17 protein-coding genes and 1 pseudogene are annotated in these 24,749 nt (G+C 75.7%); 7 read left to right on the top strand and 11 right to left on the bottom strand.

The features are described from left to right. The 6 genes from IEX99_RS13390 to IEX99_RS13365 form a co-directional block, all read right to left on the bottom strand. Positions 1–2,315 (bottom strand): calcium-binding protein (locus IEX99_RS13390; RefSeq protein ID WP_188901043.1); only part of this gene is annotated, 2,315 nt, incomplete at its 3' end. Positions 2,316–2,646: 331 nt separating this feature from the next. Beyond that, positions 2,647–2,928, bottom strand: coding sequence for a hypothetical protein (locus IEX99_RS13385; protein WP_188901041.1), 282 nt, complete (start codon positions 2,926–2,928; stop codon positions 2,647–2,649). Between the two features lie 303 nt (positions 2,929–3,231). Further along, on the bottom strand, positions 3,232–3,939 hold the full coding sequence (locus IEX99_RS13380; protein ID WP_188901039.1) for a hypothetical protein: 708 nt from the start codon (positions 3,937–3,939) through the stop codon (positions 3,232–3,234). A 270-nt stretch (positions 3,940–4,209) separates the two neighbouring features. After that, positions 4,210–5,706, bottom strand: coding sequence for a calcium-binding protein (locus IEX99_RS13375; protein WP_188901037.1), 1,497 nt, complete (start codon positions 5,704–5,706; stop codon positions 4,210–4,212). A gap of 306 nt (positions 5,707–6,012) precedes the next feature. After that, the gene (locus tag IEX99_RS13370) at positions 6,013–6,564 is read right to left on the bottom strand and encodes a thermonuclease family protein (protein WP_229678016.1); all 552 of its coding nucleotides are present in this window, start codon (positions 6,562–6,564) and stop codon (positions 6,013–6,015) included. A gap of 88 nt (positions 6,565–6,652) precedes the next feature. After that, the gene (locus IEX99_RS13365; RefSeq protein WP_188901033.1) at positions 6,653–9,613 is read right to left on the bottom strand and encodes a PAS domain S-box protein; all 2,961 of its coding nucleotides are present in this window, start codon (positions 9,611–9,613) and stop codon (positions 6,653–6,655) included. Positions 9,614–9,859: 246 nt separating this feature from the next. Here IEX99_RS13365 and IEX99_RS13360 point away from each other — a divergent pair, with 246 nt between their 5' ends. The 7 genes and pseudogenes from IEX99_RS13360 to IEX99_RS13330 all read left to right on the top strand — a co-directional run bounded on the left by IEX99_RS13360 (position 9,860) and on the right by IEX99_RS13330 (position 19,663). Next, positions 9,860–10,504 carry a hypothetical protein gene (locus tag IEX99_RS13360; RefSeq protein ID WP_188901031.1) on the top strand — a complete coding sequence of 215 codons (645 nt, stop codon included), beginning with the start codon at positions 9,860–9,862 and terminating at the stop codon, positions 10,502–10,504. An 810-nt stretch (positions 10,505–11,314) separates the two neighbouring features. Continuing rightward, positions 11,315–12,346: an RluA family pseudouridine synthase gene (locus tag IEX99_RS13355; RefSeq protein ID WP_373285198.1), complete on the top strand. Its 1,032-nt coding sequence runs from the start codon at positions 11,315–11,317 to the stop codon at positions 12,344–12,346. 79 nt (positions 12,347–12,425) lie between these two features. Beyond that, complete coding sequence (locus tag IEX99_RS13350; RefSeq protein WP_188901030.1) at positions 12,426–15,113, top strand: AsmA family protein; 2,688 nt, start codon at positions 12,426–12,428, stop codon at positions 15,111–15,113. Positions 15,114–15,250: 137 nt separating this feature from the next. Further along, a complete protein-coding gene (locus IEX99_RS13345) occupies positions 15,251–15,964 on the top strand; it encodes an ATP12 family chaperone protein (RefSeq protein WP_188901028.1) in 714 nt (237 codons plus the stop codon). Positions 15,965–16,019: 55 nt separating this feature from the next. Further along, positions 16,020–16,295 (top strand): acylphosphatase, encoded by a 276-nt coding sequence (locus IEX99_RS13340; RefSeq protein ID WP_188901026.1) that lies wholly within the window; start codon positions 16,020–16,022, stop codon positions 16,293–16,295. Between the two features lie 372 nt (positions 16,296–16,667). After that, on the top strand, positions 16,668–18,185 hold the full coding sequence (locus IEX99_RS13335; RefSeq protein ID WP_229678015.1) for a DEAD/DEAH box helicase: 1,518 nt from the start codon (positions 16,668–16,670) through the stop codon (positions 18,183–18,185). 357 nt (positions 18,186–18,542) lie between these two features. After that, positions 18,543–19,663 (top strand): annotated as a pseudogene (locus tag IEX99_RS13330) (IS3 family transposase). A gap of 59 nt (positions 19,664–19,722) precedes the next feature. On the opposite strand, the gene IEX99_RS13325 reads toward IEX99_RS13330, so the two are convergent. Genes IEX99_RS13325 through IEX99_RS13305 form a run of 5 tightly spaced genes read right to left on the bottom strand, consistent with a single transcriptional unit; the run spans position 19,723 to position 24,718 of the window. After that, entirely contained in the window at positions 19,723–20,826 is a 1,104-nt protein-coding gene (locus IEX99_RS13325; protein WP_188901022.1) for a mandelate racemase/muconate lactonizing enzyme family protein, read from the bottom strand. Between the two features lie 7 nt (positions 20,827–20,833). Continuing rightward, positions 20,834–22,108 carry an alpha/beta fold hydrolase gene (locus IEX99_RS13320; protein ID WP_229678014.1) on the bottom strand — a complete coding sequence of 425 codons (1,275 nt, stop codon included), beginning with the start codon at positions 22,106–22,108 and terminating at the stop codon, positions 20,834–20,836. A gap of 50 nt (positions 22,109–22,158) precedes the next feature. Then, on the bottom strand, positions 22,159–22,812 hold the full coding sequence (locus IEX99_RS13315; protein WP_188901020.1) for a hypothetical protein: 654 nt from the start codon (positions 22,810–22,812) through the stop codon (positions 22,159–22,161). 38 nt (positions 22,813–22,850) lie between these two features. Next, positions 22,851–24,056, bottom strand: a complete 1,206-nt coding sequence (locus IEX99_RS13310; protein WP_188901018.1) for a hypothetical protein — start codon at positions 24,054–24,056, stop codon at positions 22,851–22,853. Positions 24,057–24,061: 5 nt separating this feature from the next. Beyond that, positions 24,062–24,718, bottom strand: a complete 657-nt coding sequence (locus tag IEX99_RS13305; RefSeq protein ID WP_188901016.1) for a DUF4214 domain-containing protein — start codon at positions 24,716–24,718, stop codon at positions 24,062–24,064. Positions 24,719–24,749: the final 31 nt, after the last annotated feature.

The raw sequence follows: 24,749 nt of genomic DNA, 5'->3' as shown, positions 1-24,749 counted from the left end.
ACCGCGACGGCGCTCGCCGCGGCGGAATAGTCCGCGGTGTCGTTGCCGTTGCCGCCGAGCAGCAGGTCGGCGCCGAGGCCGCCGACCAGCGTGTCGTTGCCGTCGCCGCCGTCGAGCGTGTCGTTGCCGTCGTTGCCGATCAGCAGGTCGTTGCCCCCGCCGCCGACGAGCCGGTTCGCGACCGAGCCGCCGTTGGCGCTGCCGACCAGCGTGTCGTCGAAGGCCGAGCCGATCAGGTTCTCGATCGAGCTCGTGATCGTGTCGCCGGCGGCGTGGCTGTTGGCCGGCTGACCCGACGTGACGACGCCGCCGATCACGGCGACGACGCCGCCCGGCGAGGTGGAGTAGTCCGCGGTGTCGATGCCGTTGCCGCCGATCAGGCTGTCGGCCCCGGCGCCGCCGACCAGCGTGTCGTTGCCGTCGCCGCCGGAGAGCGTGTCGTTGCCGGCGCCGCCGATCAGCAGGTTGGCGCCGGCGGTCCCGGCCAGGGTGTCGTTGAAGGCCGAGCCGATCAGGTTCTCCACCTCGACCAGGATGTCGCCGGCGGCATCGCCCACCGTGCCGGCCAGCACGCCCGGGGTGGTGGTGGCGAGCACCGCGACGGCGCTCGCCGCGGCGGAGTAGTCGGCGGTGTCGATACCGTCGCCGCCGATCAGCGTGTCGGCGCCCGGCCCGCCGCGCAGCAGGTCGTCGCCGGCGCCGCCGTCGAGGCGGTTCGCCACGGCGCTGCCGAACAGGGTGTCGTTGTGATCGGAGCCGATCAGGTTCTCGATGTTCGAGATGTGATCGCCCTCCGCATCGCCGCCGACGCCGATCGTCGTCCCGCTCGCGTCGAGCGTCACCCAGACCCCCGCGGAGGAGGAGGAGTATTCCGCCGTGTCGATGCCGCCCCGGCCGTCGATCGTGTCGGCGCCCGAACCGCCCATGAGCGTGTCGGACAGCTCGCTGCCGATCAGCACGTCGTCGAAGGCGGAACCGATGATCCGCTCGATCAGGATCAGGGTGTCGCCCTCCGCGTCGCCGCCGAGGCCGGTGCCGGCGATGGTCGGATCGGCGGCGGTGCCGTTGAGCTGGACCGTCGCCGCGGCGGGCGATGCCGAGTAGTCCGCGGTATCGAGCCCGGACTGGCCGATCAGCAGGTCCGCGCCCGCTCCGCCGACCAGCGTGTCGTCGCCGCCCTCGCCCGAGATGGTGTCGTCGCCGGGACCGCCCTCCAGCCGGTTGTCCGCGGCGTCGCCGATCAGAATGTCGTCGCCGGCGGACCCGACCAGGTTCTCGATGCCGACCAGCGTATCACCCGCGGCGGCGCCCCCGGTCACGCCGTTCTGCATGTCGACGAGGACCGGGCTGCCCGCGGTCGAGTAGTCCGCCGTGTCGCTCCCCTCCCCGCCGTCGATCAGGTCGGGACCCTCGCCGCCGTTGAGCCAGTCGTCGCCGTCGCCGCCGTACAGCTCGTCCGCGCCGGACCCGCCCAGGATGGTGTCGTCGCCGGCGCCGCCGCGCACCGTGTCGTTGCCGACGCCGGCCGAGACCCAGTCGTTGCCGTCGCCGCCGGAGATCAGGTCGTCGCCGATCGAGGCGACGATCTCGTCATCCCCCGCGCCGCCCATCATCGTGTTGCTGCCGAAGCCGCCGACGAGGGTGTCGTTTCCCTCGCCGCCGTCCATCCAGTCGTTGCCGTCGCCGCCGTGCAGCAGGTCGGCGCCGTGGCCGCCGCGGAGCACGTCATCGCCGAAGCCGCCGAGCAGCGTGTCGTTGCCTCCGCCCCCGAAGAGCGTGTCGTTGCCCATGCCGCCGTCCAGCAGGTCGGCGCCGCCGGCCGGGCCATGGACGCCGTCCGGGACGCCGTCGCCGTCCGCGTCGTCGGGTTCGCCGTCGTCGTCGAGGTCCGCCACGGTGTCGCCGAACAGCACGTCGTCGCCGTCCATGCCGCGCAGCGTGTCGTTGCCGAGGTTGCCGATCAGCCGGTTGGCCAGGCCGTTGCCGGTGAGCATGTCGTTGGAGTGGGAGCCGGTCAGGTTCTCGATCCCGGCCAGGGTGTCCCCGGTCGCGTCGCCGCCGAAGCCGCGCGTGGTCAGGTTCGGGTTCTGGTTCAGTGCGATCGTCACCCCGGCGGGCGAGGTGGTGTAGTCCGCGGTGTCGATGCCGTTGCCGCCGACGAGGGAATCCGCGCCGGGGCCGCCGCGCAGCACGTCGTTGCCCCCGCCGCCGACCAGCATGTCGTTGCCGGCGCCGCCGTCGATGAAGTCGTCCCCGCTTGTCCCCGTCAGGCTGTCGCGCCCCGGACCCCCGATGATCCTGTTGAGCCTGGCCATCGCTGCGACCTTTCCGCCGCGGCCGCCCCAGCACGACCGCCCGTGTGCCGCTGAGGGTATGGGCGCGCCGAGTCTTGCACCAACGGCGCACACGGCGGGTCGCCTTTGGGCTTAGCGGGAATGCGACGATGGTCCGCGGGCATCGCCCCTTCGTCGATCCCCCCAACGGCTGCGGCCGGTCGCCGAGAGGCGGCGCGCGCCGCTGCGTGCGCCGCCCCCGCGCGGCGCGATCCGCGCATGCGGGAGGGGCCCCGGGCCGTGGCCTGGAGCCCCTCCAGACCCGCGGCGGCGCCGCGGGCCCCTCCCGGTGCGCGGGTCCGGGATCGGCGGATCAGTCGACGGCGGCGTAACCCGTCGTGATGATGCTCGACATGTAGTCGGTGACCAGCACGAACAGGTTGAGCTGGACCGAGGTGTTGTCGCCAAGCGCCTCGATGTCGATGTTCCAGGTGGCGTCGTTGCCCTTGATGTCGACGTCGACGTCGTAGTAGTGGTCCACGTCGACCCAGCTGTCGAGCTTCGGATCCGTCGAGATCTCCAGGTCAACTTCGTAGTCGACCTTGACGTCGATCTCCTTTTCGACTTCGAAATTGTAATCCCACATGACCGTCATGCCTCCGCTCGTTGCTGCCGCCGGCACGATGCCGACGCGGTCACGCTAGATTTCCGGCCGCGATGGGGTCAAAGGAGCATCCGATGTAATCGACGAAGGAAGGAGAGAATCGGCGCCAGGCCTGTAGTGCGGAAGACCAGACGACGTGGCGGTCCGGCATCGCCACTTCTGCATTCGCTCTCCGTATTACGCCTTCGGGCATCAGGCCGGGGCCGCATGCGCGCGCGCAGGCGCGGGATGGAGGCGGACGGCGCGATGGCCACGGGACACCCCCTGCGCGCCCGGCCCGTCCGCCGGGGCTCATCAGTAGACGGCGGCAGCCACGACCACGGTGACGTTCGAGAGCTGGTCCTCGAGCACGAAGGCGAGCGCGTCGACCTGGAGCGCGGTGTTGTCGCCGTACGCCACCGCATACACCCCGAAATACGCCACGTTGCCGTCGAGCGACGCATAGGGGTCGCCGCCGCACCCGTCGTTCCCGCCGAGCGGCAGGGGATCGAACGCCTCCGGCGGCGGCAGCGGATCGTACGCCGCCCCGGCGTCGCCGCCGGCCCAGCATCCGGAGAGAGCGACGTCGAGCGCGTAGGTCGTGGACAGCGTGCTCGACGAGGTCGCGGTGGTGCCGTCCGCCACCAACGTCCAGGTCGTGCCGTGGGACATGGTGAAGCTGCGGTCCGCGTCGCCCGACACCTCCGCGAAGGCGACCGTCGAGGCGAAGGCCATGCCGCCCCCCTCCGACACCGCGACCGCATCGAAGCCGGCAGTGGCGTAGCCCTCGGTGGCGCTGCCGCCGTCGGTCAGCACGACGGTGACGCCGGCCGCGGCGAGGGTGTTCTCGCCGAGGGCGATCGCATCGCCGCCGACCAGCAGCGCCATGCCGCCGTCCCCGCCATCCGCGCAGAGGGCGAAGGCTAGGTCAAGCGTGTAGATCTCCGCCTCGGTGATCGTCCCCTCGGACGTCCCGACGACGGCGGTCTCCATGCTGACGTTCGAGGTGACGGTGACTGACATGGCCCTGGCCTGCGCTCGTGAGTCCCTTTCTGATGATGCTACCGACCCGCGAGACGGGAACGGAATGGTGCAGGCGGCGGACCCCCTCCCTCCGGGCGGACTGCCCGGATCGGTGACGCCGCCCTACACCGTCCGCGCACGCCCGGCTCTGAAAGCATAGCCGGCACGGGACTCCCTCGCGTCGCACCGCCCTTCGTCCCTTCTCCGATGGGCGGGGCGCGGGGATCGGCGGCGCCGCCGTCGCACGCGCGGCTGGCGCGACGCCAGGCCCTAGCCGAGAAGGCCTAGGGCCTCGCCGAGCCGGAACGGCTCGGCCCGGATGGCGACCTCGGGGCTGGTGTCGCCGTCGACGAAGATGCCGCGCAGGATCGGCAGCGCCTCGTCGTCGCTGAGGATGCCGTGGCGCGGCGCCGCCGCGTACTCGGGGTTCAGCCGGAAGAACTCGTCCAGCACGAGGACCGACGGCGTCGGCGAGATCGCGAAGGCGACGATCAGATCGTCGGCATCGGTCGGCGAGCGGAAGAGGAGGACGAAGGTCCCGTTGAGCGCGCGCAGCCCCGCCTCGGTGTCCCAGTCGCCGGCGAAGGCGACCAGCCGATCGCCCTGGCTCGCCGTGAATCCTCCGATCGTGTCGCAGCCGAAGGGGCCGCCGGCGAGCAGGTACCAGTCGGCGCCGCCACCGGCGACGAACCGGTCGTTCCCGTCGCCGAGGAACCCGCACGCGCCGAGCAGGAAGGTGTTGTTGCCGCCGCCGCCGTCGATGACGTCGTTGCCGCGGCCGCCGTAGATCGCATCGTTCCCGCCGCCGCCCCGGATCGTGTCGTTGCCGGCGCCGCCGAAGCCGATGTTGGTGCCGTCGCCGAGCTCGAGCAGGTCGTTGCCGGCGCCGCCGAACAGCCAGTCGTCGCCCGCCCCGGCGGTGATCCGGTCGTTGCCCGCGCCGCCGAACCCGGCGTTGTCGCCCTCGCCGAGCAGGAGGGTGTCGTGGCCCGCCAGGCCGAACACCCAGTCGTCGCCCGCCCCGGCGACTATGCGCTCGCCCTTCGCGGTGCCGCGCACGAAGAGGTGCCCGGTGCCCCACGGATCGTCGGCGGTGGCCACCTGCACCACGACGAGCACGCCGGAGTACGCGTCCTCGAGCGCCAGCGCCTGGACGCTCACCTCGTTGCGGGTGTGATCGCCCCAGACCGTGCTCTCGACGTCGAAGACGGCCAGGTTGCCGCCGATGCGCAAGGGCCCGTCGATCGTCGCGCTGGTCGTCGCGGCCAGCCCGATCGGCCCGCCGAGCGGCGCGAGGCCCATGACGTCGAACGCGAAGAACGTCGTCCGGCTCGCCTCGTACCACCAGCTCAGGCCGTCCGCCTCGCCGCTGCCCGACGTCGTCTCGGTGAGGGTGACGAGGATGTCGGCGCTGGCGCTGACCCCGCTCGTCGCCGCGGCGAAGGCCGGCCCGCCGAGCGGCGAGGTGGCGCAGGCGACGAAGCTCGCCGTGCCGAAGGCGAGACTCACCGCGCCGCGCGCGATCAGGGTGGCGGAGACCTCCGCGCTGGCGAAGGTGTCGACGCCGACGGCATCCGCGCTGCCGAAGACGGTGACGGTAAGGGGCCCGCCCCCGGCCTCCGGCACCCAGCGGAACTCGGGCATGGACCAGGCGGTGCAGGCCCACAGCAGGTCCGGGCCGAACTTCGCGAGGTCCATCGGCGCCTGCCAGGGCGGCGGCGCGAAGGGCGCAGGCGATCCGGAGCTGAGACGGACGCGATCGGGCATGCCCTGTCCTTCCCGCGACGGCATTGGTGCTGCGCAGGTAAGGTACGCGCGGCATCCGGCGGCCGAAACGTTGCATCGGTCGTCGGCCGCGCGGGGGAGAGCGCGTCGAAAGCAGGCTATCCGTTGGAGGAGGACGATGCCTTCCCCTCCACGAACGGCGGGCATCCCCGCCGAAGGACGTACGTCTCCCCATCCGGAAGGCGGCGTGCCCGGAGGGCGGAGTCGCGCCCGCCCCCGCAGCGGCGGGCATCCCGGGCGCGTGACGGTGCTGCCGCGCCGCCCGCCGCGGCGGATGGCGGTTCGCCCCTACCGTCCGGCCGGCCGTTGCCGCCGCCAATCCTCCGGCGCCTCGAACCGGCCCGCCCAGAGCCCCGCGCCGGCACGGCGGGCGGCGGCCTCTGCATCGACGTAATCCTCCGCGTAGCGACGGAACGCGACGGCCCAGCCGGCGCGCACCATCGCCTCGCCGAGGTCCGTGCCGTTCGCCCGGCAGACGGCGATGACACGCCCGTACTGGTCCTCGCCGCGGCCCGCGCAACGCACGTGGCGCCCCGCCACCAGTTCCGCCAGCGCCCGCGCCGCCTCCTCCCCGCAGGCATAGCGCCGCCCGCCTCGCTCGCAGGCTTGGTCGCGCTCGGGAGCGTCGATCCCGTGCAGCCGGACGCGCCGGCCCGCGACCTCGATCGTATCGCCGTCGACGACCCGCGCCCTGCCCTCGAGCAGGCCCGTGGCGACCGGCGGAGGGCGCGGTCCGGTCGGCGCCGGCCGCTCACGATGCGGATCGAGCCGGAGCAGGACGCCGACGGCAACCGCCAGCAGCGCGAGCGCGAGCGCAAGACGGGGACCACGGCGCATCATCGCCCACACCTAGCCGCCGCGCCGCGACGCGCGCGAGTCCGGCGGCCGTCGCGCCGCGCCGCCCGGCATCGCCCGCCCCGCCCCGCGCTCAGCCCGCCGCGGCGGGGCCCGGCCTCCGGCCGGCGACGGCGACGACCGTCCGCTCGACCGGGATCGCGATCTCGCAGACCAGCCCGCTCGGCCCCCAGAGCCGCTCGACCTGGCCGCCGAGCTGGTCGCGCACCGTTGCCTCCAGCACCCGCGAGCCGAAGCCGCGCCGCGCCGGCGGGCCGGCGATCGGCGGCCCGCCGGCCTCCTCCCAGCGCAGCCGGAGCAGGCCGGCCGCGCCATCCACGTGCCAGGAGACGCGGACACGGCCGCCGGACGCGCTGAGGCCGCCGTACTTCACCGCGTTCGTCGCCAGCTCGTGCACCGCCATGGAGAGCGCCTGCATCGCGACGGGCGCCAGCGCCAGGTCGGGGCCCGCGACCTCCACGCGCGGCGGCGCCGACCTGTCGGAGACGACGGTCTCGCCCGGCAGGAACGCCGCGAGCTCCGCCTCGATCAGCGGCCGCAGCGCAGCGCCGCGCCACTGCCCTTCCGCCAGCATGGTGTGGGCGCGCGCGAGCGCCGCGACGCGGCCCTCCACCGCGCGCGCGAAGGCCGCCGGATCGTCCTTGGGCGTCAGCCGGACGGCCGCCTGCACCACGGCGAGCGCATTCTTCGCCCGGTGGTCCAGCTCGCGCGCGAGCAGCGCCTGCTGCTCCTCGGCGCGGCGGAGCGCCGTCACGTCGGTCAGGCTCTCCGCCACCGCGACCGGCCGCCCCCCGGCGTCGCGGCGCAGCGACTTGTGGGTCGAGACCACCACCTCCGACCCGTCGCGCCGCCGCTGGCGCAGGTCGCCCCGCCACTCGCCGTCGCGCAGCAGCGCCGCCTCGATCTCCGGCAGCGGCATCGGAAAGCGTGTCTCCAGCAGCGCGTGCGCCTCCCGCCCCGCCGCCTCCGCCGCCGTCCAGCCGTAGAGCCGCTCGCAGCCCGCCGACCAGAAACGCACCGTGCCGTCGAGGTCGCGCGCCATCACCGTCGTCAGGTCGAGCGTCGCGAGCAGGTCGCGCAGCCGCGCCTGGCCCTCGCGCAGCGCGGCCTCGGCCCGGCGCGTCTCGGTGACGTCGACGTTCACCCCGATCATGCCCAGGAACTCGCCGCCCGGCCCGAACCGGGGCCGCGCCTCGGCGCGGAGGACGCGGTACTCGCCGTCGGCCCGGCGGAAGCGCGCCTCGACCGTGAAGCCGGTCCGCGCCTGCATGGCGCGGCTGAACGGCGCGAGCAGGGCGTCGCGATCCTCAGGGTGGAGAGTCGCGCTCCAGTCGAAGCCGGCCATCGCGTCCGGCGCGACGCCCCAGAACGCCCGCAGCGCGCGGTTGAGGTAGACGCATCCGCCCTCGCGGTCCCCCATCCAGAGCATGACCGGAGCGCTCTCGGCGACGAGGCGGAACCGCGCCTCGCTTTCCCGCAGTGCGGCGTCCGCCTCGCGCCGGGCGCTCAGGTCCTCGATGCCCACCACCACGCGCCCCGCCTGGCCCGGCAGCGGCGCGGCGGTCAGCCGCACCGGCACGCGCGTGCCGTCCTTGCGCAGGAACTCCTTCTCGAACGGGTCGGCCCGGCCGGTCTCCCGGATCTGACGGATGGCGCGCTCGTCGAGGTGCCGGTGCCCGGGCGGCGTGGCGGCGCGCCAGTCCCGCGCGCCGCTCAGGAACTCCTCGCCCGTGCAGTCCATCAGCCGCAGGGCGCAGTCGTTCGCCGCCAGCGTGCGGCCCGTCGTCGCGTCGAAGATGGCGAGGCCGAGCAGCCCGCTGTCGAACACGGCGCGCAGCCGCGCCTCGCTCTCGGCCAGCGCGGCCTCGGCGCGCCGGCGCTCGTCGAGCGCCGCGCGCAGGGCGCGCGCCAGCTCGTCGGCCTCGCGCAGCCCCGTCGCCGGCGCCGCGGCCGGGCCCTCCCCGGCCGCGGCGGCGGCGGCGCGGAAGGCGAGAACGGTGCGGCGCGCGATCCATGCCGCGAGGCCGAGACCGGCGGCCAGCACCAGCGCGCCGAGACCCGCCGTCCGCACGATGCCGGCGTGCAGCGGCGTCGCGAACTCCGCCTCCGGCACCGTCAGGATGAAGTGGTAGCCGCTGCGCGGCCCGCGCACGAAGGCCGTGATCGCCGGCACCCCGTCGAGCGTCGCGAGGCCGCCGAGGATCGCCTCGTCGCGCGGCGCCAGCCGCGCCATCACCTCCGGCCGCGCCGGATGGCCGACGATGCCCTCCTCGGCGCCGGTGCGGGCGACCGAGACGCCGCTCCGGTCGAGGACCGCGGCGACCCGCCCCGCGCGCGCGTCCGCCTCGGAGAGGCCCGCGGCGGCGCGCAGCGTCGCGGCCACCCGATCGCGCGGGAAGCTGAGGCCGACGGCCCCGGCGACGACCCGGCGCCCGCCTTCGCCGCCGGCCGACTCCGCGTCGAGGGCGAGCACCGGCACCAGGACGCCGACGCTCGGCAGTCCGCTGACGGGCGCCTGGAACAGGTCGGTCACCTCCGCGCGGCCCTCCGCCATCGCCCGCCGGGCGGCGTCCGAGGCGCGGATCCCGAACCGGCGCCCGCCGAGCGGCCAGAGCGTGCTGAGGGCGATCGTGCCGTCGGCCGCGACGAGGGTGACCGGCACCCCGTCGAACACGGCCGAGGCCGCGCGCATCTCCCGCTCGAAGCCGTCGAGGTCGCCGCGCGCGAGCGCCCCCGACCTGGCGAGCGCGTCGAGAAGGGTCCAGGCACGGTCGAAGTCGCGCTCGAACGCCAGCGCGACGGTGCGGACCCGGTCGAGGAGCGCCCGTTCGGCGCGCGCGCGGATGCCCTCCTGCGCGCTCCAGACCGTCCAGGCCGCGAGGCCGAGGAGCGGGAGGGCCACCGCGGCGACGAGCAGGAGGAGACGACGCGCCAGAGGGGTGGCCGGCCCGGTGCCGTCACCGCCCTTCTCCCGGACAGAGCGGGGCGGCGCCAGCGTCGGCGCCAGAACCTTGCGGATCCGCAGCGAGCTCATCCCATGTCAATGGGGAACGGCGCCGATGCCAACGGGTTGCGCCCGGTCCAGGGGGCGGGCGGCATCTGGGGGGCGGGCGGCCGCTCCCGCAAGCGACGCGCGCATTGCGCGCGGACACGTCTCGCGGAGGGCGCCGCGGTGCGGATGGAGCGCCGTCGCCGTGGCGACCCGTGCCGGTTGCCGCGCGCCGCCGCTCCGCGACAGAATGGCGCCGTTCCGCACCAGACCGACCGAGGCGGCCGGCCCATGCCACCCCCCTTCACGCTCGAGCAGGTTGAGCGCATCGTGCGCGCCTCCGAGGGCCGCGCCTCGACCTATCCGCGGAGCGGCGGCCAGGTGGGCCACCCGCTCACCCGCCACGAGCGGCTGAGCAACGAGGAGCTGCGCCAGCGCTACGCCGACGAGCTCGCCGCGCGCGAGGAGTACGCCGATCTCCACCCGGACGACGCGGCCGCCCGACGCCGCCAGCACGAGGCGATCTTCCTCACCGCCTTCGTCCGCACCCTCGACGTCTTCCAGTTCACCATGGCCGCGCTCAACAGCCCGGCCGGGCACGACGCCTACGCGCTGATGTTCCGCGCCTCCAACTCGCACGACAACATGCGCGCCGTCATCCACCACAACCTCACCGACGGGCGCGGGGCCGAGGTGACCTTCCCGATCCGTTACGCCATGTTCACCACCGGCGTGAACGCGGCTCGCGCCTCCGCCGTTCGCGTCGTGCTCGACCGCATGCCGACCGCCTATGAGCGGCTGCACGTCCAGACCGTGATGCCGGTGCTCGACTACCGTCCGGACTTCTGCGAGGTGCGCAACCGCGCCGGCCAGATCGTCAGCTTCGATCAGGCCGAACTCGGCCAGCGCCGCCTCGTGCTCAATCCGAGGCTCTAGCCGGACCGGCCGCGACGCGGACCGGACCGACAGCCCGGGCGCACGCGTTGGTGCGCGCGCCGCCCTTGACACGGGCCCGGTGCCCCCTTCTTGAATGGAGCGTCCGTGGGGCGGGGCGTCCCGCCCGCCGGGCGTGCCGTTCAGGCATGGAGGGAGCGGTGACTCCACCTCCGCAGGAAGCCGCGACGACCGCCGGGGCAGTCGCCCGGGCCTCGGCGTAGCGGCACGCACGGGCGGCACGCCGGGAGAGGCCCCCCGGGGCCGCATCAGTGAGGCAAGGCCCCACCCGGCCCCTCCCGGTGGCGCGACGCAGCGGCGTGCCGCCTGCTCCCGACATCACCGGCAGGGTTCCGGCCCGCTGCCGGACATCCGTTCGGACCGTCGCGGCGCCGGATGCGCGGCCGGCATCGGGGCCTGCGCAGGGGCGAAGAAGCGGGCGGAGGAACGGCCATGCCGGATCCATCATCGAGCGGGAGAGGATCATCGAGCGGGAGAGGCCGGGCGTCGGCCCGCCGCCCGAGAGCGAGATCCAGGGCGCGGCGCGCGGCCCGTGCGACGTGCCATGCGCCATGGGCCCCGAGTCCGGCGGCTCGAGAGCTCCGTCACGGGCGACCAAGTCTATTGCGGGGACAGCCCCGCCAGCGAGGAGCCGGTACCCAAGCACGCTCGCCGCGGCGGCTTCCCCGCCGACCGCGCCAGCCGTGTCGTGCGGATGAGCGCCCCCGCCGCCGCGGGCGCGGACGCCTGAGCCGGCCCAGCGGCGCTCCCCCGCGGGCGGACGGGCTGGTATGGCGCGGCGGCCACCGCCACATGGACAGCCGCCCCGCCGATCCGATGAGCACCGCCACCACCGCCTCGACCGCCGCCACGATCCGGCACCGCAGCGTCGCGCCCGAGGAGGCGGACATCCGGCTCGACCGCTGGTTCCGCCGGCATTTCCCGCGGCTCACCCAGGGCGCGCTGCAGAAGATGCTGCGCACCGGCCAGGTCCGCGTGGACGGCAGGCGCGCGGAGGCGAGCACACGCCTGCGCCCAGGCCAGCAGATCCGCATCCCCCCGCTGCCGGAGGGGCCGCCGACGGAGGCGCAGCGCGGCGCGCCACGCCCGGTCTCGCCCGAGGACGCCCGCCTGCTGGAGCGGATGGTCCTCTACCGCGACGACAGCGTGATCGCGCTGAACAAGCCCTACGGCCTCGCGGTGCAGGGCGGTCCCGGCCTGACGCGCCACCTCGACGCCATGCTCGGCGCGCTGCGCTTCGGCCACGCGGAGCGCCCGCGGCTCGTGCACCGGCTCGACCGCGACACCTCGGGCGTGCTGCTGCTCGCCCGCGGCGCGGCTGCGGCGTCGAAGCTCGCCGCCGCGTTCCGCGGGCGCGACGCGGAGAAGACCTACTGGGCCGTGGTCGTCGGCCGCCCCTCGCCGGAGTCCGGCCGGATCGACCTGCCGCTCGCCAAGCAGCCCGGCCCCCGTGGCGAGCGCACCACCCCCGCCGAGGGCGGCACCCGCGCGATCACCGACTATCGCGTCCTCGACGCGGCGCAGCGCCGCGCAGCGTGGCTGGAGCTCAGGCCGCTCACCGGCCGTACCCACCAGCTGCGCGTGCACTGCGCCCGCGGCCTCGGTACCCCGATCCTGGGCGACGGCAAGTACGGCGGCGCCGCGGCACAGATCGAGGGGCTGCCGCCGCTCCTGCACCTCCACGCCCGCGCGCTGCGCCTGCCGCATCCCGAGGGCGGCATGCTGGAGGTCGCGGCGCCGCTGCCCCCCCACATGGAGCAGACCTTCGCCTTCCTCGGCTTCGACCGTCCGCGCGCGCCGCCGCCGCGCCGCACGCCCCGCTGACGGCCGGTCGCGAGCCCGGCCCTCCCCGCGTCTCCCCGCTCCATCCGACCGCGCGTCGTCCCGGCGAGGAACCCGCCCCATGCCCGCCCCGCCCGCACCCGTCCCCCCCCGAGCCCGCCGCCGGAGCCGCCTGCTGCGCTGGTCGCTCCTCGCGCTCGCCGTGCTGCTGCTGCTGCCCGTCGTGGCGCTCGGCATCTTCCTTGCCACCTTCGACCCCGAGGCCTGGAAGCCGCGCGTCGCCGCCGCGTTGGAATCGGCCACCGGCCGCGCCCTGACCCTGGCCGGGCCGGTCTCGGTCGAGCTCGGACTGGCCCCGGCCATCACGCTCGAGCAGGTGGCGCTCGCCAATCCCCCGGGGACCAGCCGGCCGGAGATGCTCACCCTGCGCCGGCTGGAGATGCGCCTCGCGGTGCTGCCGCTGCTCGCGGGCGAGGTCCAGGTCCGGCGGCTAGTCCTGCTCGAGCCCGACCTGGTCCTCGAGACCGACCCGGAGGGGCGGCCGAACTGGCTCTTCACCCCCCCGACGGCGCCTGACCGGCCGCGGACGGCCGACGCCGCGACCGGTCCCGCCGAGGCGGCGCGTGCGGCCGAGGACCGGCTCGGCCTGGTCGTGGACGCGCTGACCGTCGAGAACGGGCGCGTGACCTGGCGCCCCGCCGGCGTCGAAGGGACGGCGCAGGTGCTGGAAATTTCCCGCCTCGAGGCCACGGCACCGGCGGACGGGCCGGTCCGGCTGGAGGGCACCCTGCGCCACGCGGGCGTGCCCTTCGCGCTGCGCGCCGAGACCGGCCCTCTCGCCGATCTCGCCGGCCGCGACCGCCCCTGGCCGCTGCGGGTCTCGCTGGACGCCGAGGGGCTGCTGCGCCTGTCCGCCGAGGGCGCGCTCGCCGGCCGGGCGCAGCCCGGAGGATGGCGCCTCCGCGTGGAGGCCGAGGTGGCGGAGCTCGCCCGCCTCGCGCCCCTGCTGCCCGACGTGCCCCTGCCGCCGCTGAACCGGGTGGCGGCGAGCGGCACGTTCGCGCAGCCGGAGCCCGGCGCCGCATGGCCGGTCGCCTTCGCCGACCTCCGGCTGCGCGCCGGGCGCAGCGACCTCGGCGCGCTGCGCGAGGGGCTGATGCTGGACCGCCTCGACCTCGCCGTCGCGGCGCCCGACCAGCCCATGCGGGCGGTGGCGGAGGCGACGCTCGGCGGGCTGCCGCTGCGGATGGAGGGCACGCTCGGCGCGCCGGACGCCCTGCTGCGGGGCGGCGCCCCCTTCCCCGTCGAGATCGCGCTCGGCGCCGGCACCGCGACCGGCACGGTGCGGGGCACGATCGCCGATCCCCGGCGGATGACGGGCGTGGACCTCGCGGTGGCGGGGCGCGTCCCGGATCTCCGCGCGCTCGCCCCGCTGCTCGGTGCGGGCGGGCCGCAGGCCGCCGCCCTGCCGCCGCTCCGTGACCTCGCGCTGTCGGCACGGCTGGCCGAGCGCGGCGCCGGCTTCGCCGGCGGCGCCGTGCTGCGGGAACTGCGCCTCGACTCCTCGGCCGGCGACCTGGCGGGGGAGGTCACCTACGCCATCGGCATGCGCGATTCGCTGACCGGCAGGCTGAGTTCGCGCGAGGTGCGGCTCGGCGCGCTCCTCCCTCCGCCCGCCGCGCCCGGAGCAGCGGCATCGGCGCCGGCGGCGCCCGGCGATGCCGCGGCGCGGCAGCCGGCGATTCCGGAGATCCCGTTGCCGGTCGCCGCGCTCGGGATGTTCGATGCCGATCTCGGCTGGACCGTCGCCGCGCTCTCGGACGCGCACGGCGCCGTCTGGCGCCAGGTCGAGGCGCGCCTCGCGCTGGAGGCGGGGCGAGGGCGCGCCGTGCTGCGCGCCGGCGCCACGCCCGCGGCCGCTGGCCGGCCGGCGGGCGGCCCGCTCGCCCTGACCCTCGGCGTGGACGGGCGTCAGGACCCGCCGGCGGTCACCCTCGCCGCCGAGGCGCCGGACCTCGACCTCGCCGGGCTGCTCGCTTCCGCCGGGCAGCCGCCGCGCGGCGCCGGCCGGCTCTGGGTCGAGGCCGACCTGCGCGGCCGCGGGCGGGACACCCGCGCCCTGGCGGCAAGCCTGCAGGGCAGCCTTGGCATCGCGGCGGTGCAGGGCGAGATGGAGTCGGGACTGCTCGAGCCGGTGCTGGCGCCGCTACGCCGGAACAACATGCCCCTGCCGGCGCTGCCGCAGCGCATCGCGGTGCCCTGCCTCGCGCTGCGCCTCGTGACCGAGGAGGAGGGCGTGCTGCGCAGCCAGGCGATGCTGCTCGAGACGACGATCGGCCGGCTCGGCGGCGGCGGCGCCGTGAACCTCGGCGACGAGTCGCTGGCATTGCGCCTGCTGGCGGACATCCGCGCGGCCGGCATCGCGCTGCGCGCGCCCGTCAATGTCGGCGGCACGCTCGCCAACCCGCGCTTCGGCGTGGATCCGGCCGGCGCGGTGGCGGGCGGGCTCGAGGCCTTCCTGTCGCTGCAGGCCACGCCCGATCGCACGCTGCGGGCGCTGGCCGGCGCCCTTGGCGCGGCCGGCGCGGGTCCCCAGGGGCCGGCGACGCTGCCGGACTGCGCCTCCCAGCTCGCCGTCGCGCGGGGCGGCAAGCCCGGACCGCAGCCGCCGGCGGCGGCGCGGGACGACGCGGCAGGGGCCGCCACTCCCCGGCCGCCCGCGCCGGCCCCCGCGACGCCGCCCCAGATCCCCGGCCTCCCGGGCGGCGCGCCGGTGCAGGATCTGCTGCGGGGGTTGCTCCGGCGGTGATCTCCGGGGATGGCAGGCGCGCACGCGAAGTCCGACATGACGGGCCACGCCCGCACCGCGCATGCGCCGGGCGGATCGAACGATGAGGCGCCGCGCGGCCGCCCCGCCCGGTGGCGGCGCGCGGGCCGGGAGTGACGATGAAGCGATTCTGGACCAGCGCCACCGTGGGACCCTTGCCCGAGGGGGGATACACCGTGCTGCTCGACGGCCGGCCGGTGCGCCTGCCCGGGGGCGCGCCGATCCGCGTCGCGCAGCGCCCGCTCGCCGACGCCCTCGCCGCCGAATGGGACGCCGCCGGCAACCGGCAGGGCGGGGAGATGCGGCCGGAGGCCCTGCCCCTCACCCGCCTCGTCGGCACCGCCCTGGAACGGATCGCGCCCGACCCCGCGCCCACCGTCGCCGCGCTCGCGAAGTACGCGGAGACGGACCTGCTCTGCTACCGCGCCGACGACCGGCGCCTGGCCGAGCGCCAGGCGACGGAGTGGCAGCCGCTGCTCGACTGGGCGGCGCTGCACCTCGACGCGCCGCTGCGGGTGACCTGCGGCGTGATGCCGGTGGCGCAGGACCCGTCGGCGCTCACCGCGCTGCACGGCGCGGTGGCGGCGCGCACGCCGCTCGCACTCGCCGCGCTCGGCATCGCGGTGCCGGCGCTGGGCAGCCTGGTGCTCGGCCTGGCGCTGGCGCTGCGGCGGCTCGATGCGGCGGAGGCGTTCCGCCTCGCCACGCTCGACGAGACCTTCCAGGAGTCCTTCTGGGGCGTGGACGCCGAAGCCGCCGCGCGGCGGGAGCGGATCGCCGCGGACGTGGTGCTGGCGCGGCGGCTGATCGACCTCGCGGAGCCCGACGCATGAGCGCGCCGAGCGGCGCGGCCGCGGCGGCCGTCGGTCCGGGCGGAGCCCGCAGGCCGTGAGGGGACGGCGCATCCGCATCGAGGGCCGGGTGCAGGGCGTCGGGTTCCGCGACTGGATGGTGCGCGAGGCGACGCGGCTCGGCGTGCAGGGCTGGGTGCGCAACACGCTCGACGGCGCGGTGGAGGCGCTGGTGGCGGGGGACGAGGCCGCGGTCCAGGCGCTGCTCACCGCCTGCCGCGCCGGGCCGCGCCTCGCGCGGGTGGACCGGATCGTCGAGGAGTTCGCCGATCCCCCGGACGAGCCCGGCTTCGTGCGGCGGCCGACGGCGTAGCAGGGCGCGGACGGCTGCAAGGGCCGGGAACGTCGAGCGGCCCGGCGAACGACGGGCGAGAGCCGTTGCGGCGCGCACGGCCGAGCGAAAACGGCTCTGGCGCCCACGCCGCGCGGGACAGACCCGCGCGCGGCGCGGTTGCATTCGCCGCGCCCCGCCCGCATATGGTGATCCGTCGGCGCGTCGGACGGACCGCGCGCCACGCGCCGCCCGGTTGCGTGATCGGTCGCCCCCCGCGGGCTGCACCGGACCGGGAAGCGGCAGCGTCCAGCCTTCCGGAACAGCTCCAGGCACGCGGGGTGTTCTGCCCGCAACCCCATGACGCCCCGCGCGCGACGCGCGGCGCGTCCGCGAAAGTGCGCATCCTCTCTCATGTCCTTCTCCACTCTCGGCCTCTCGGCGCCGCTGCTGCGCGCGCTGGAGGAGGCCGGCTACACCGCTCCCACCCCGATCCAGGCGCAGGCGATCCCGCTCGCGCTCGACGGGCGCGACCTGCTCGGCATCGCGCAGACCGGCACCGGCAAGACCGCGGCCTTCGCGCTGCCGATGCTGCACCGGCTCGCCGCCACGCCCGGCCGCCCGCCGCGCGCCGGCTGCCATGCCCTGGTGCTCAGCCCGACGCGCGAGCTCGCCAGCCAGATCGCCGACAACATCAAGGTCTACGGCAGGCACCTCGGCCTCTCCGTCGCCACCGTCTTCGGCGGCGTGCCGCACCGGCCGCAGGTGCGCGCGCTCGAGCGCGGCGTGGACATCGTCGTCGGCACGCCGGGACGGCTGCTCGACCACCTGAACGGCCGCACGCTGCGGCTCGACGCGGTGCGCGTCTTCGTCCTCGACGAGGCCGACCGCATGCTCGACCAGGGCTTCCTGCCCGACGTCCGGCGCGTCGTCCCGGCCCTGCCGAGGGACCGGCAGACGCTGTTCTTCTCCGCCACCATGCCGCGCGAGATCGAGCGGCTCGCCGCCGACATCCTGCGCGAGCCCGCCAGGGTCGAGGTGACGCCGGCGGCCACCACGGTGGAGCGCATCGCCCAGCGCGTGCTGTTCGTCGAGGCGGCGCGCAAGCGGACGCTGCTCGCCGAGCTGCTGCGCGGCGAGGGCGTCGGCCGCACCCTGGTCTTCGCCCGCACCAAGCACGGCGCCGACCGGGTGGCGAAGCAGCTCGGCCAGGACGGCATCGCCGCCCACGCGATCCACGGCAACAAGAGCCAGGGCCAGCGCGAGCGGGCGCTCGCCGAGTTCCGCGCCGGCCGCGCGCCGGTGCTGGTCGCGACCGACATCGCCGCGCGCGGCATCGACGTGGACGGCGTGACGCATGTGGTGCAGTTCGACCTGCCCGACACGCCGGAGAGCTACGTCCACCGCATCGGCCGCACCGCGCGCGCCGGCGCCTCCGGCGTCGCGATCGCGCTCTGCGCGCCGGAGGAGCGGGAGAAGCTGCAGGCGGTGGAGAAGCTGATCCGCCTGCGCCTGCCCGCCGAGGACCGGCAGCAGGGGAAGGGCGCGGACACGGCGACGGCCGCGCCGCCGCCCGCGTCGCGGCAGGGCCGGCCGCAGCGGGGCGCGGCGGAGGGCGTCGGCCACGGGCGCCGTCAGCCAGGCGGCGCCCCGGCCGCCATGCGCTCCGGCGACCGGAGCCGGGATCGCCCGCCGCAGCGGACCGCCCGGCCGCCGCGGAGCGCCAACGGGAACGGGCACGGCCACGCCGCCCCGTCGCGTCCGGACGGCCGGGCGGCGCCGCGCCCCGCCGCCTCCCTCGTGCCGGCGGGAGAGGACCGCAAGGACCGGCGCTGGCGCGACGCCGATTTCCGCGACGGCCTCCCCGACCCCGATCCGCGCCTCTGGCGCGGGGGCGGCGAGGACCGCCGGCGGCGGGCCGCCGTGCGTTAGGGCAGATCGCGGTCGGCGCGTAGCAGCCGAGAGCGCGAAGCGGCCGACGGACAACGGACGAGAGCCGTTGCGGCAAGCGCAGCCGCGCGTAAACGGCCCTTGCCCGAGCGCGTCCGGCCCGCGCCCCGGCACGGCGCCGCGCGCCCGCAGCGCGTGCCCATCCATCGCCGACCGGACGCCGCGGCGGACTGGCGGTGGTTGGCCGACGCATGCCGGGGAAATGGGCCTGGCTGGTCGGCGCGCGGCGCGCCGGCAGCGAGCGCGAGTTCCCCCTGTCCAGCCTGCCGGCAGCGGCACCGCGCCGCGCGCCTTCACTGAACCGGCCCGGATTTGTCGGAGGCCCCACGGATTGAGAGGATGGGGCCACGAGGAAGAAAGACGTCGAACCGATTTCCGCCCGAGGTCCGGCGGCGGGCGGTACGGCTGGCGCTGGAGCACGGCGGTGATCACGCCTTGCAATGGCGGCGATCGGCCCGATTGCGGGCAAGATCGGCTGCACGGACGAGATGTCGCGCAAATGGGTGCGGCAAGCCGAGCGCGATGCGGGCCGGCGGCCGGGCGTGACGAGCGAGGAGCGTGGTCGGATCAAAGCCCTGGAACGCGAGGCTCGCGAGCTTCGCCAGGCCACCGAAATCCTGCGCAGGGCGTCGGCGATTTTGCGGTGGCGGAGCTCGACCGCCGGCAGGAGCCTTGATCGCGTTGCCGCGCGCACGGCGAGATGTCGTCCTCATGGAAGAGGTCCGGCGTGCGCATCGGGACAACTTCAGGGTCTACGGCGTCCGCAAGGTATGGCTGCAGCTCGGCCACGAGGGCATCGCAGTCGCCCGCCGCACGATGGGCCGTCTGGTGCGGCGAATGGGCCCAGGTGGCGCCGTTCGGGGCAAGGAGACGAGGACCACCGTCGCTGACGAGGGCATGCCCCGCCCGGCAGACAAGGCGAACCGGCAGTTCCGGGCGCCACAGCCGAACGTGCTGCGGGCGTCGGACTTCACCCATGTGGCGACCCGGCAGGGCTTCGTCGGCACGCCTTCGCCATTGATGTCTTCGCGCGCTGCCTCGTCGGCTGGCGAGTGTCGCGCACGGCCCATGCCGCTTCCGTTCTCGATGCTCTGGAGCAGGCGCTGCACGAGCGCAGGCCGATGAAGGGTTGCCTGACCCACCATAGCGGCAGGGGGTCTCAATACGTCTGCATTCGGTACACGGACCGCCTGCTCAGGGCTGGAATCGAGCCTTCCGTCGGCAGCGTCGGGGAATCCTGCGACAACGCGCTCGCCGAAACCGTCATCGGCCTGGTCAGGACGGAGGCGATCCACCGTCGTCGCCCGTGGCGCTCGCTGGACGCGGGCGAATACGCCACTCTCGATTGGGTGGACTGGCACAACCGCCGTTGCCGCCTCGCGCCGACCGGCGACATGCCGCCGGCCGAAGCCGAGGTCCGATACCACGAGCAACTCGAGCCCGCCGCCTTGGCGGCCTGATTCTAGCAAAACAGCCTCCCGCAAAACCGGGGTGGTTCGGCCGCAAACCCGGCAGGCTGTCAGAGCCGGAAGTCGCGCAGCACCTCCGCCTTGAAGGCGAGGCCGTGCCCGGGCCGCTCCGGCGCGGTGATCATGCCGTCGCGGATCTCCGGCGGATGCACCCAGAGGTCGTCGAGCAGCCCCATGTGCTCCGCCCAGCTCGCGTTCGGGATCGAGGCGAGCAGGTGCACGTTCAGCTCCGGGAACAGGTGCGGCGCGATGGTCATGCCCCAGGTGTCGGCGACCGCGGCGATCTTGCGCAGCTCGGTCAGGCCGCCGCGCATCGGGTCGGGCTGCAGGATCGGCAGGCGCGGGTTCTCGAAGAAGGGCTTGAGGTCGTGGCGGGAGAAGTGCGTCTCCCCGCCCACCACGCGCATGTCGAGGGCCTCGGCGACGCGCAGGTAGCCGGCGAAGTCGTCGGCCACCACCGGCTCCTCCAGCCAGTAGATGTCGTAGGCCTCGAACTTGCGGCCCATCTGGATGGCGACGTCGGCGGTCCAGCCCATGTTGACGTCGATCATGATCTCGACGTCGGGGCCGAGCGCCTCGCGCATGCGGCGGACGTTGGCGAGGTCCGTCTTGAGGTCGTGCACATGCGCGACCTGCATCTTGATCGCCTTGAACCCCTGGCCGACGTAGTGCTTCGCCTTGGCGATCATGCCGTCGCCGCCGGCGCCGCGGAAGCAGCCGCTGCCGTAGATCGGGATCTGCGACCGCACATGGCCCCAGAGGCGGTGCAGCGGCAGCCCGGCCTTCTTCCCCACCGCGTCCCACAGCGCGATGTCGAGCGCCGAGGCCGCCATCATGACGATCCCGCCCCGCCCCTTGGGCAGGGTAGAGCGCCAGAGGTCGCGCCAGATGCCTTCGATCTCCGTCGCGTCGCGGCCGAGGGCCAGCGGCTTCACCACCTCCTCGAGGCAGGCGCCGAGGGTGCGCAGCACCGGCGGCGCGCCGAGCGGGTGCAGATAGCCCATGCCGACGATGCCGCCGGCGGTCTCCACCTCCACCACCGCGAGGTCGCGCGTCGGCCCGAGCGCGTGGCCCGCGAGCCACGGGTCGTCCGGCCAGGGCAGGCGCAGCAGCGTCGTCCGCAGGTCGCGGATCGTCATGTCGTTGGCGGCCATGGCCGTGTCACTCCCTCGCGGTGGCGCGGATCTCGTCCAGGATCGGCAGCAGGTGCTCGGCGAAGAGCGGCGGGTTCTCGGCGAAGGGGAAGTGGCCGATCCCGGGCATCGCCGTGAAGCGCGCGCCCCTGATCTTCGCCGCCGTCGCCGCCGAGGCCTCGACGGTGCAGGAATAGTCGTACTCGCCGGTGAGCATGAACAGCGGGCAGCGGGCGGTGTCTATGCGGTGCACGCGCTCGCGCGCGTCCCACTCGCCGGAGTAGAACTCGATGTCGCGCGCGAAGGTGGCGTGGCCGCCCTGGCTGTAGTGCCACCAGATCTCCGCGGCGCATTCCGCCGGGCTCTGCGGCGCCATCAGGCCGAACACCCATTCGGGGACGAAGACCGACTGGTTGACGCGCGGATGGTTCGCCCAGGGGGTCTGCCGGCCCTGGATGTTGTCCGTCGCCTCGCAGGCGATGATGGCGGAGAACGCCTCCGGATGGCGCAGCGCGAGTTCGAGGCAGATCTCGCCCGACATCGAGGCGCCGAGCACGACCGGGCGGACGAGGCCGGCGGCGCGCACCACCTCCATGATGATCGCGACGTAGCGGTCGGTGGTCAGGCGCCAGCTTCCGGGCGGCGCGGCCGCGGGCGGCGGGCTCTTGCCGTGCCAGGGCAGGTCGAAGGCGGTCAGGCGCCAGTGCCGCGTCAGGCGCCGGTCCGCCATCAGGCGGTGGAACTGCCGCCCGTCGGCGCCGGCCGTGTGCAGGCAGAGCAGGTCGCGCGGGCCCTCGCCGGCCTGCTCGCGATAGACGCGGTAGGCGGTGCCGTCCACGCGGATCGGCAGGTAGGCGCCGGCGATCGCGGCGGGTTCGCCCTCCGGCAGCGAGGGGCGCGGGAAGGCCGGCACGGGCGCGTTGGCCTGCGTGCCGTGCAGCACCAGCCAGCGCCCGACCTCCAGCGTGCGCCGGGCGATGTGGCAGTGCTGGGCGAGGGCCAGCTCGTCGCCCTCGACGGCGAATTCCGGCACGCGCGCACGCATCGCGAAGAGGTTGTGGTGGTGGCGCGGCGGGACGGGGGCGAGGAACTTCGCCCAGACGGAGGGCGGCGCGCGGAGCGTGAAGGCGGGCGGGCCGGGCGGCGCCTCGCCGAAGGCGAAGGTCGTTTCCGCGCTCCCGCTCGCGACCGCGAAGCGCAGCGCCGCGCCGATCCGCCAGTGGGCCAGCACCGGGTCCGCCTCGCAGGCGGCCCGCCAGGCGGCGACGAAGCCGGGATCCTCCAGGGGCCAGGCGTGGTCCATGCGGCGTCTCCTCCCTCTCCCGTTCTGCGTAGGCCGGGCGGCGGCGGCGCTCAAGCCGGCGCCGGCGGCACCAGGCGGTGGACGGTCACCCAGGAGTCCAGCAGCAGGTCGCGCCGCTGGCGGAACGCCCCGGCCCAGGCGTCGCGGTTCGGCTGCGCCGCGCCGGCGGGCTTCGGGCGCCAGAAGCGCGTCGCCTCCCACTCCGCGAGGCTCGGGTACCAGACCAGCATCAGCAGCGTCGCCACGCCCTCCGGTTCGGTCTCGCGGCAGCGCCACAGCCCCTCGATGCGGGCGGCGGAGTCCGCCTCCAGCGCCTCCCATGCGGGCAGGGTCAGCGCGACGAGCCGCTCCACATCGGCCTCGCGCAGCACGAACCAGCGATGGGTGTGGATGCCGCCGCGCGCCGGCGAGGGCGGCACCACGCCGCGCGCCAGCGGCGCGAACGCGCGGCTGCGCTGCCCGATCACCGCGGCATCGGTCTCCAGCAGGCCGGCGCCGGGCGACGCCGGCGGATCGCCGTCCCAGACGGAGGCGACGACCACCGTGTTGATGCTCAGCCCGACCAGCGGAAGCCAGACACCGAACAGGGCGCCGCCCCGCCCGCGCAGCGCGGCCGCGGCCGCGCCGTTCTGCCGGTCGGCCGCCGGTTCTCCCGCATTCGGGGCGGTGCGCAGCTCGTCGTAGCGCAGCATGCCGGCCGCCATCGCGTCCCTCGCTCCGGTCCGCCCTCGCGGGCGGGATCTCAGCTTAGCGAGGCGAGGACCGCGCGATAGACCATGGCGGCGCGCTCCGGCGTCCAGTCCGTCTGCATGAGGGTCTGGGCCCAGCGTCCGAGAAGGGCGCGCCGCGGCGCGTCGGCCAGCAATCCGGCGGCGGCGCGCGCGGGCGCTGCCGGGTCGGCGGTGAAGGGCAGGCGCGCCACCGCCTCTTCCGGGCATTCCCCGGCGGGCCCGAGGTCCCAGGCGAGCGCCGGCAGCCCGGCCGCGAAGGCCGCTGCGAGGGGGCCGGCCGTCGCCGCCTCGGGCGGGCGCAGATCGAGGAACAGATCGGCGGCGCGCAGGGCCGTCGCCTCGTCCTCCTCCGCCGACAGGCGGGCGCGCACCCGATCCGCCACCCCCATCTGGCCTGCGGCTGCGGCGAGCGCCTCGTCCCGGGCGTCCTCGCCGCGCAGCAGCAGCACCGCCGCCGCGCCGGGCCCGCCCTGCGCGCGCAGCGCGGCGAGCACGCGCAGCGCCGCCGCGCCGGCGCCCTCCGGCGCCAGCAGCACCGGCTCCTCCCCGGTCCGCAGCCCGAGCCGCGCCCGCGCCGCGCCGCGGTCCGGCGCCGTGGCCGGCGGCGGTGGCGCGCAGCAGGGCGCGACGCTTGCCGGCGGCGGCTCGCCGGCGCCGCCGCGCAGCCAGGCGACGGCCCCGCGGTGGTGCACGACCACGTGCCGCGCGCCGTCGAGCAGCGCGTGGTGCAGCGGCAGCCGCGCCGCCTGGGCGGGCGAGTGGAACCCCTCCTGTCGAAGCCGCGCCAGGCGCCGTCCCGGCAGCCCGTAGGCCTCGGCCATCGCCGCCTCGTAGCCGCGCGCCGCGCCGGCGCCGAGCGTCATGCCCGCGACCAGGCGGTGCAGCGACAGGTCGTGCAGCACCAGTCCGCCGCCGGGCCGCTCCAGCGCGGCGCGCCGGACGAAGGCGTGGTCCGGATGGTCGGCCAGCTCGAACAGGTGCGGCAGCGCCGCGAGCAGGGGCGCGCGGCGCCACTCGGCGACGGTCATCGCCGTGACCTCGGCGGCGCCCGCGGCCGCCGGCACGGCGGCCGCCGAGGCGGCGTCCTCGACCACCAGCACGACGCGCATCCCGCCGCGGGTCAGCGCCGGCAGCAGCGCGCGCAGCACGGCGGCCGCGCGCGAGCGGCGCGAGGCGACGGGCGCGACCAGGACGATGCGCTCGGGCGGCTGCGGCACCGGGGTCAGCGCGCGCCCTGGTTGCCGTCCTCGAGCAGGCGCTTCTCGACCAGGCGGAGCCGGTTCTCGAGATGCGCGCGCTCGACGCTCAGCAGGTCGTTGACGTAGTCGGCGAGCTGGCGCTTGAGGGCGCCCGCGGCATAGCGGTGCAGCGCCTCGACATCGGCGCGCAGCGCCTCGAGCGCGGCCTCGACGCGCTCGAGCCGTCCCTCCGGGGCTGCCTCGGCGCGGATGGAGGTGGCCGTTGCGGTCGCCACGCGCAGAAGGTCCATCTCGCGGCGCAGGGCCGCGATCTCCTGCGCGAGCCCGGCCGGCGGCGGAACGGGGGGCGTGGGGGACACGGCCTCGGCAGAGACGGCGGCCGGCGGCGGCTCGACGGCCGGGGCGGGCCCCAGGGGCGGGTCGTCGCCGAAGCGGACGCTCACGCCGACGCGGCGCGCCTCCTCCGAGGTCGCGACCTCCTCGACGACGGCACGGCGCTCCGCGGCGTTGCCCTCGATGCGGCCGAGATAGTGCCGGTAGCCTTCCTCGTCGGGCCAGCGGTTCAGCACGCTGGTGTAGAGCGTGACGAGGAATTCGTGGTCGCTGCCGGCGAGCAGATCCTCGCCCTGGATCACCCGCATGCCGTCGTCGCCCGCCCCCTGGCCTGAACCGGACGGCATACAGGGGAAAAACCCGGGCGCGGTCAACCGG

The organism is Caldovatus sediminis (genome assembly GCF_014644455.1).
Taxonomy (GTDB): Bacteria; Pseudomonadota; Alphaproteobacteria; order Acetobacterales; family Acetobacteraceae; genus Caldovatus; species Caldovatus sediminis.
This window is presented reverse-complemented; position numbering and strand designations above follow the sequence as displayed.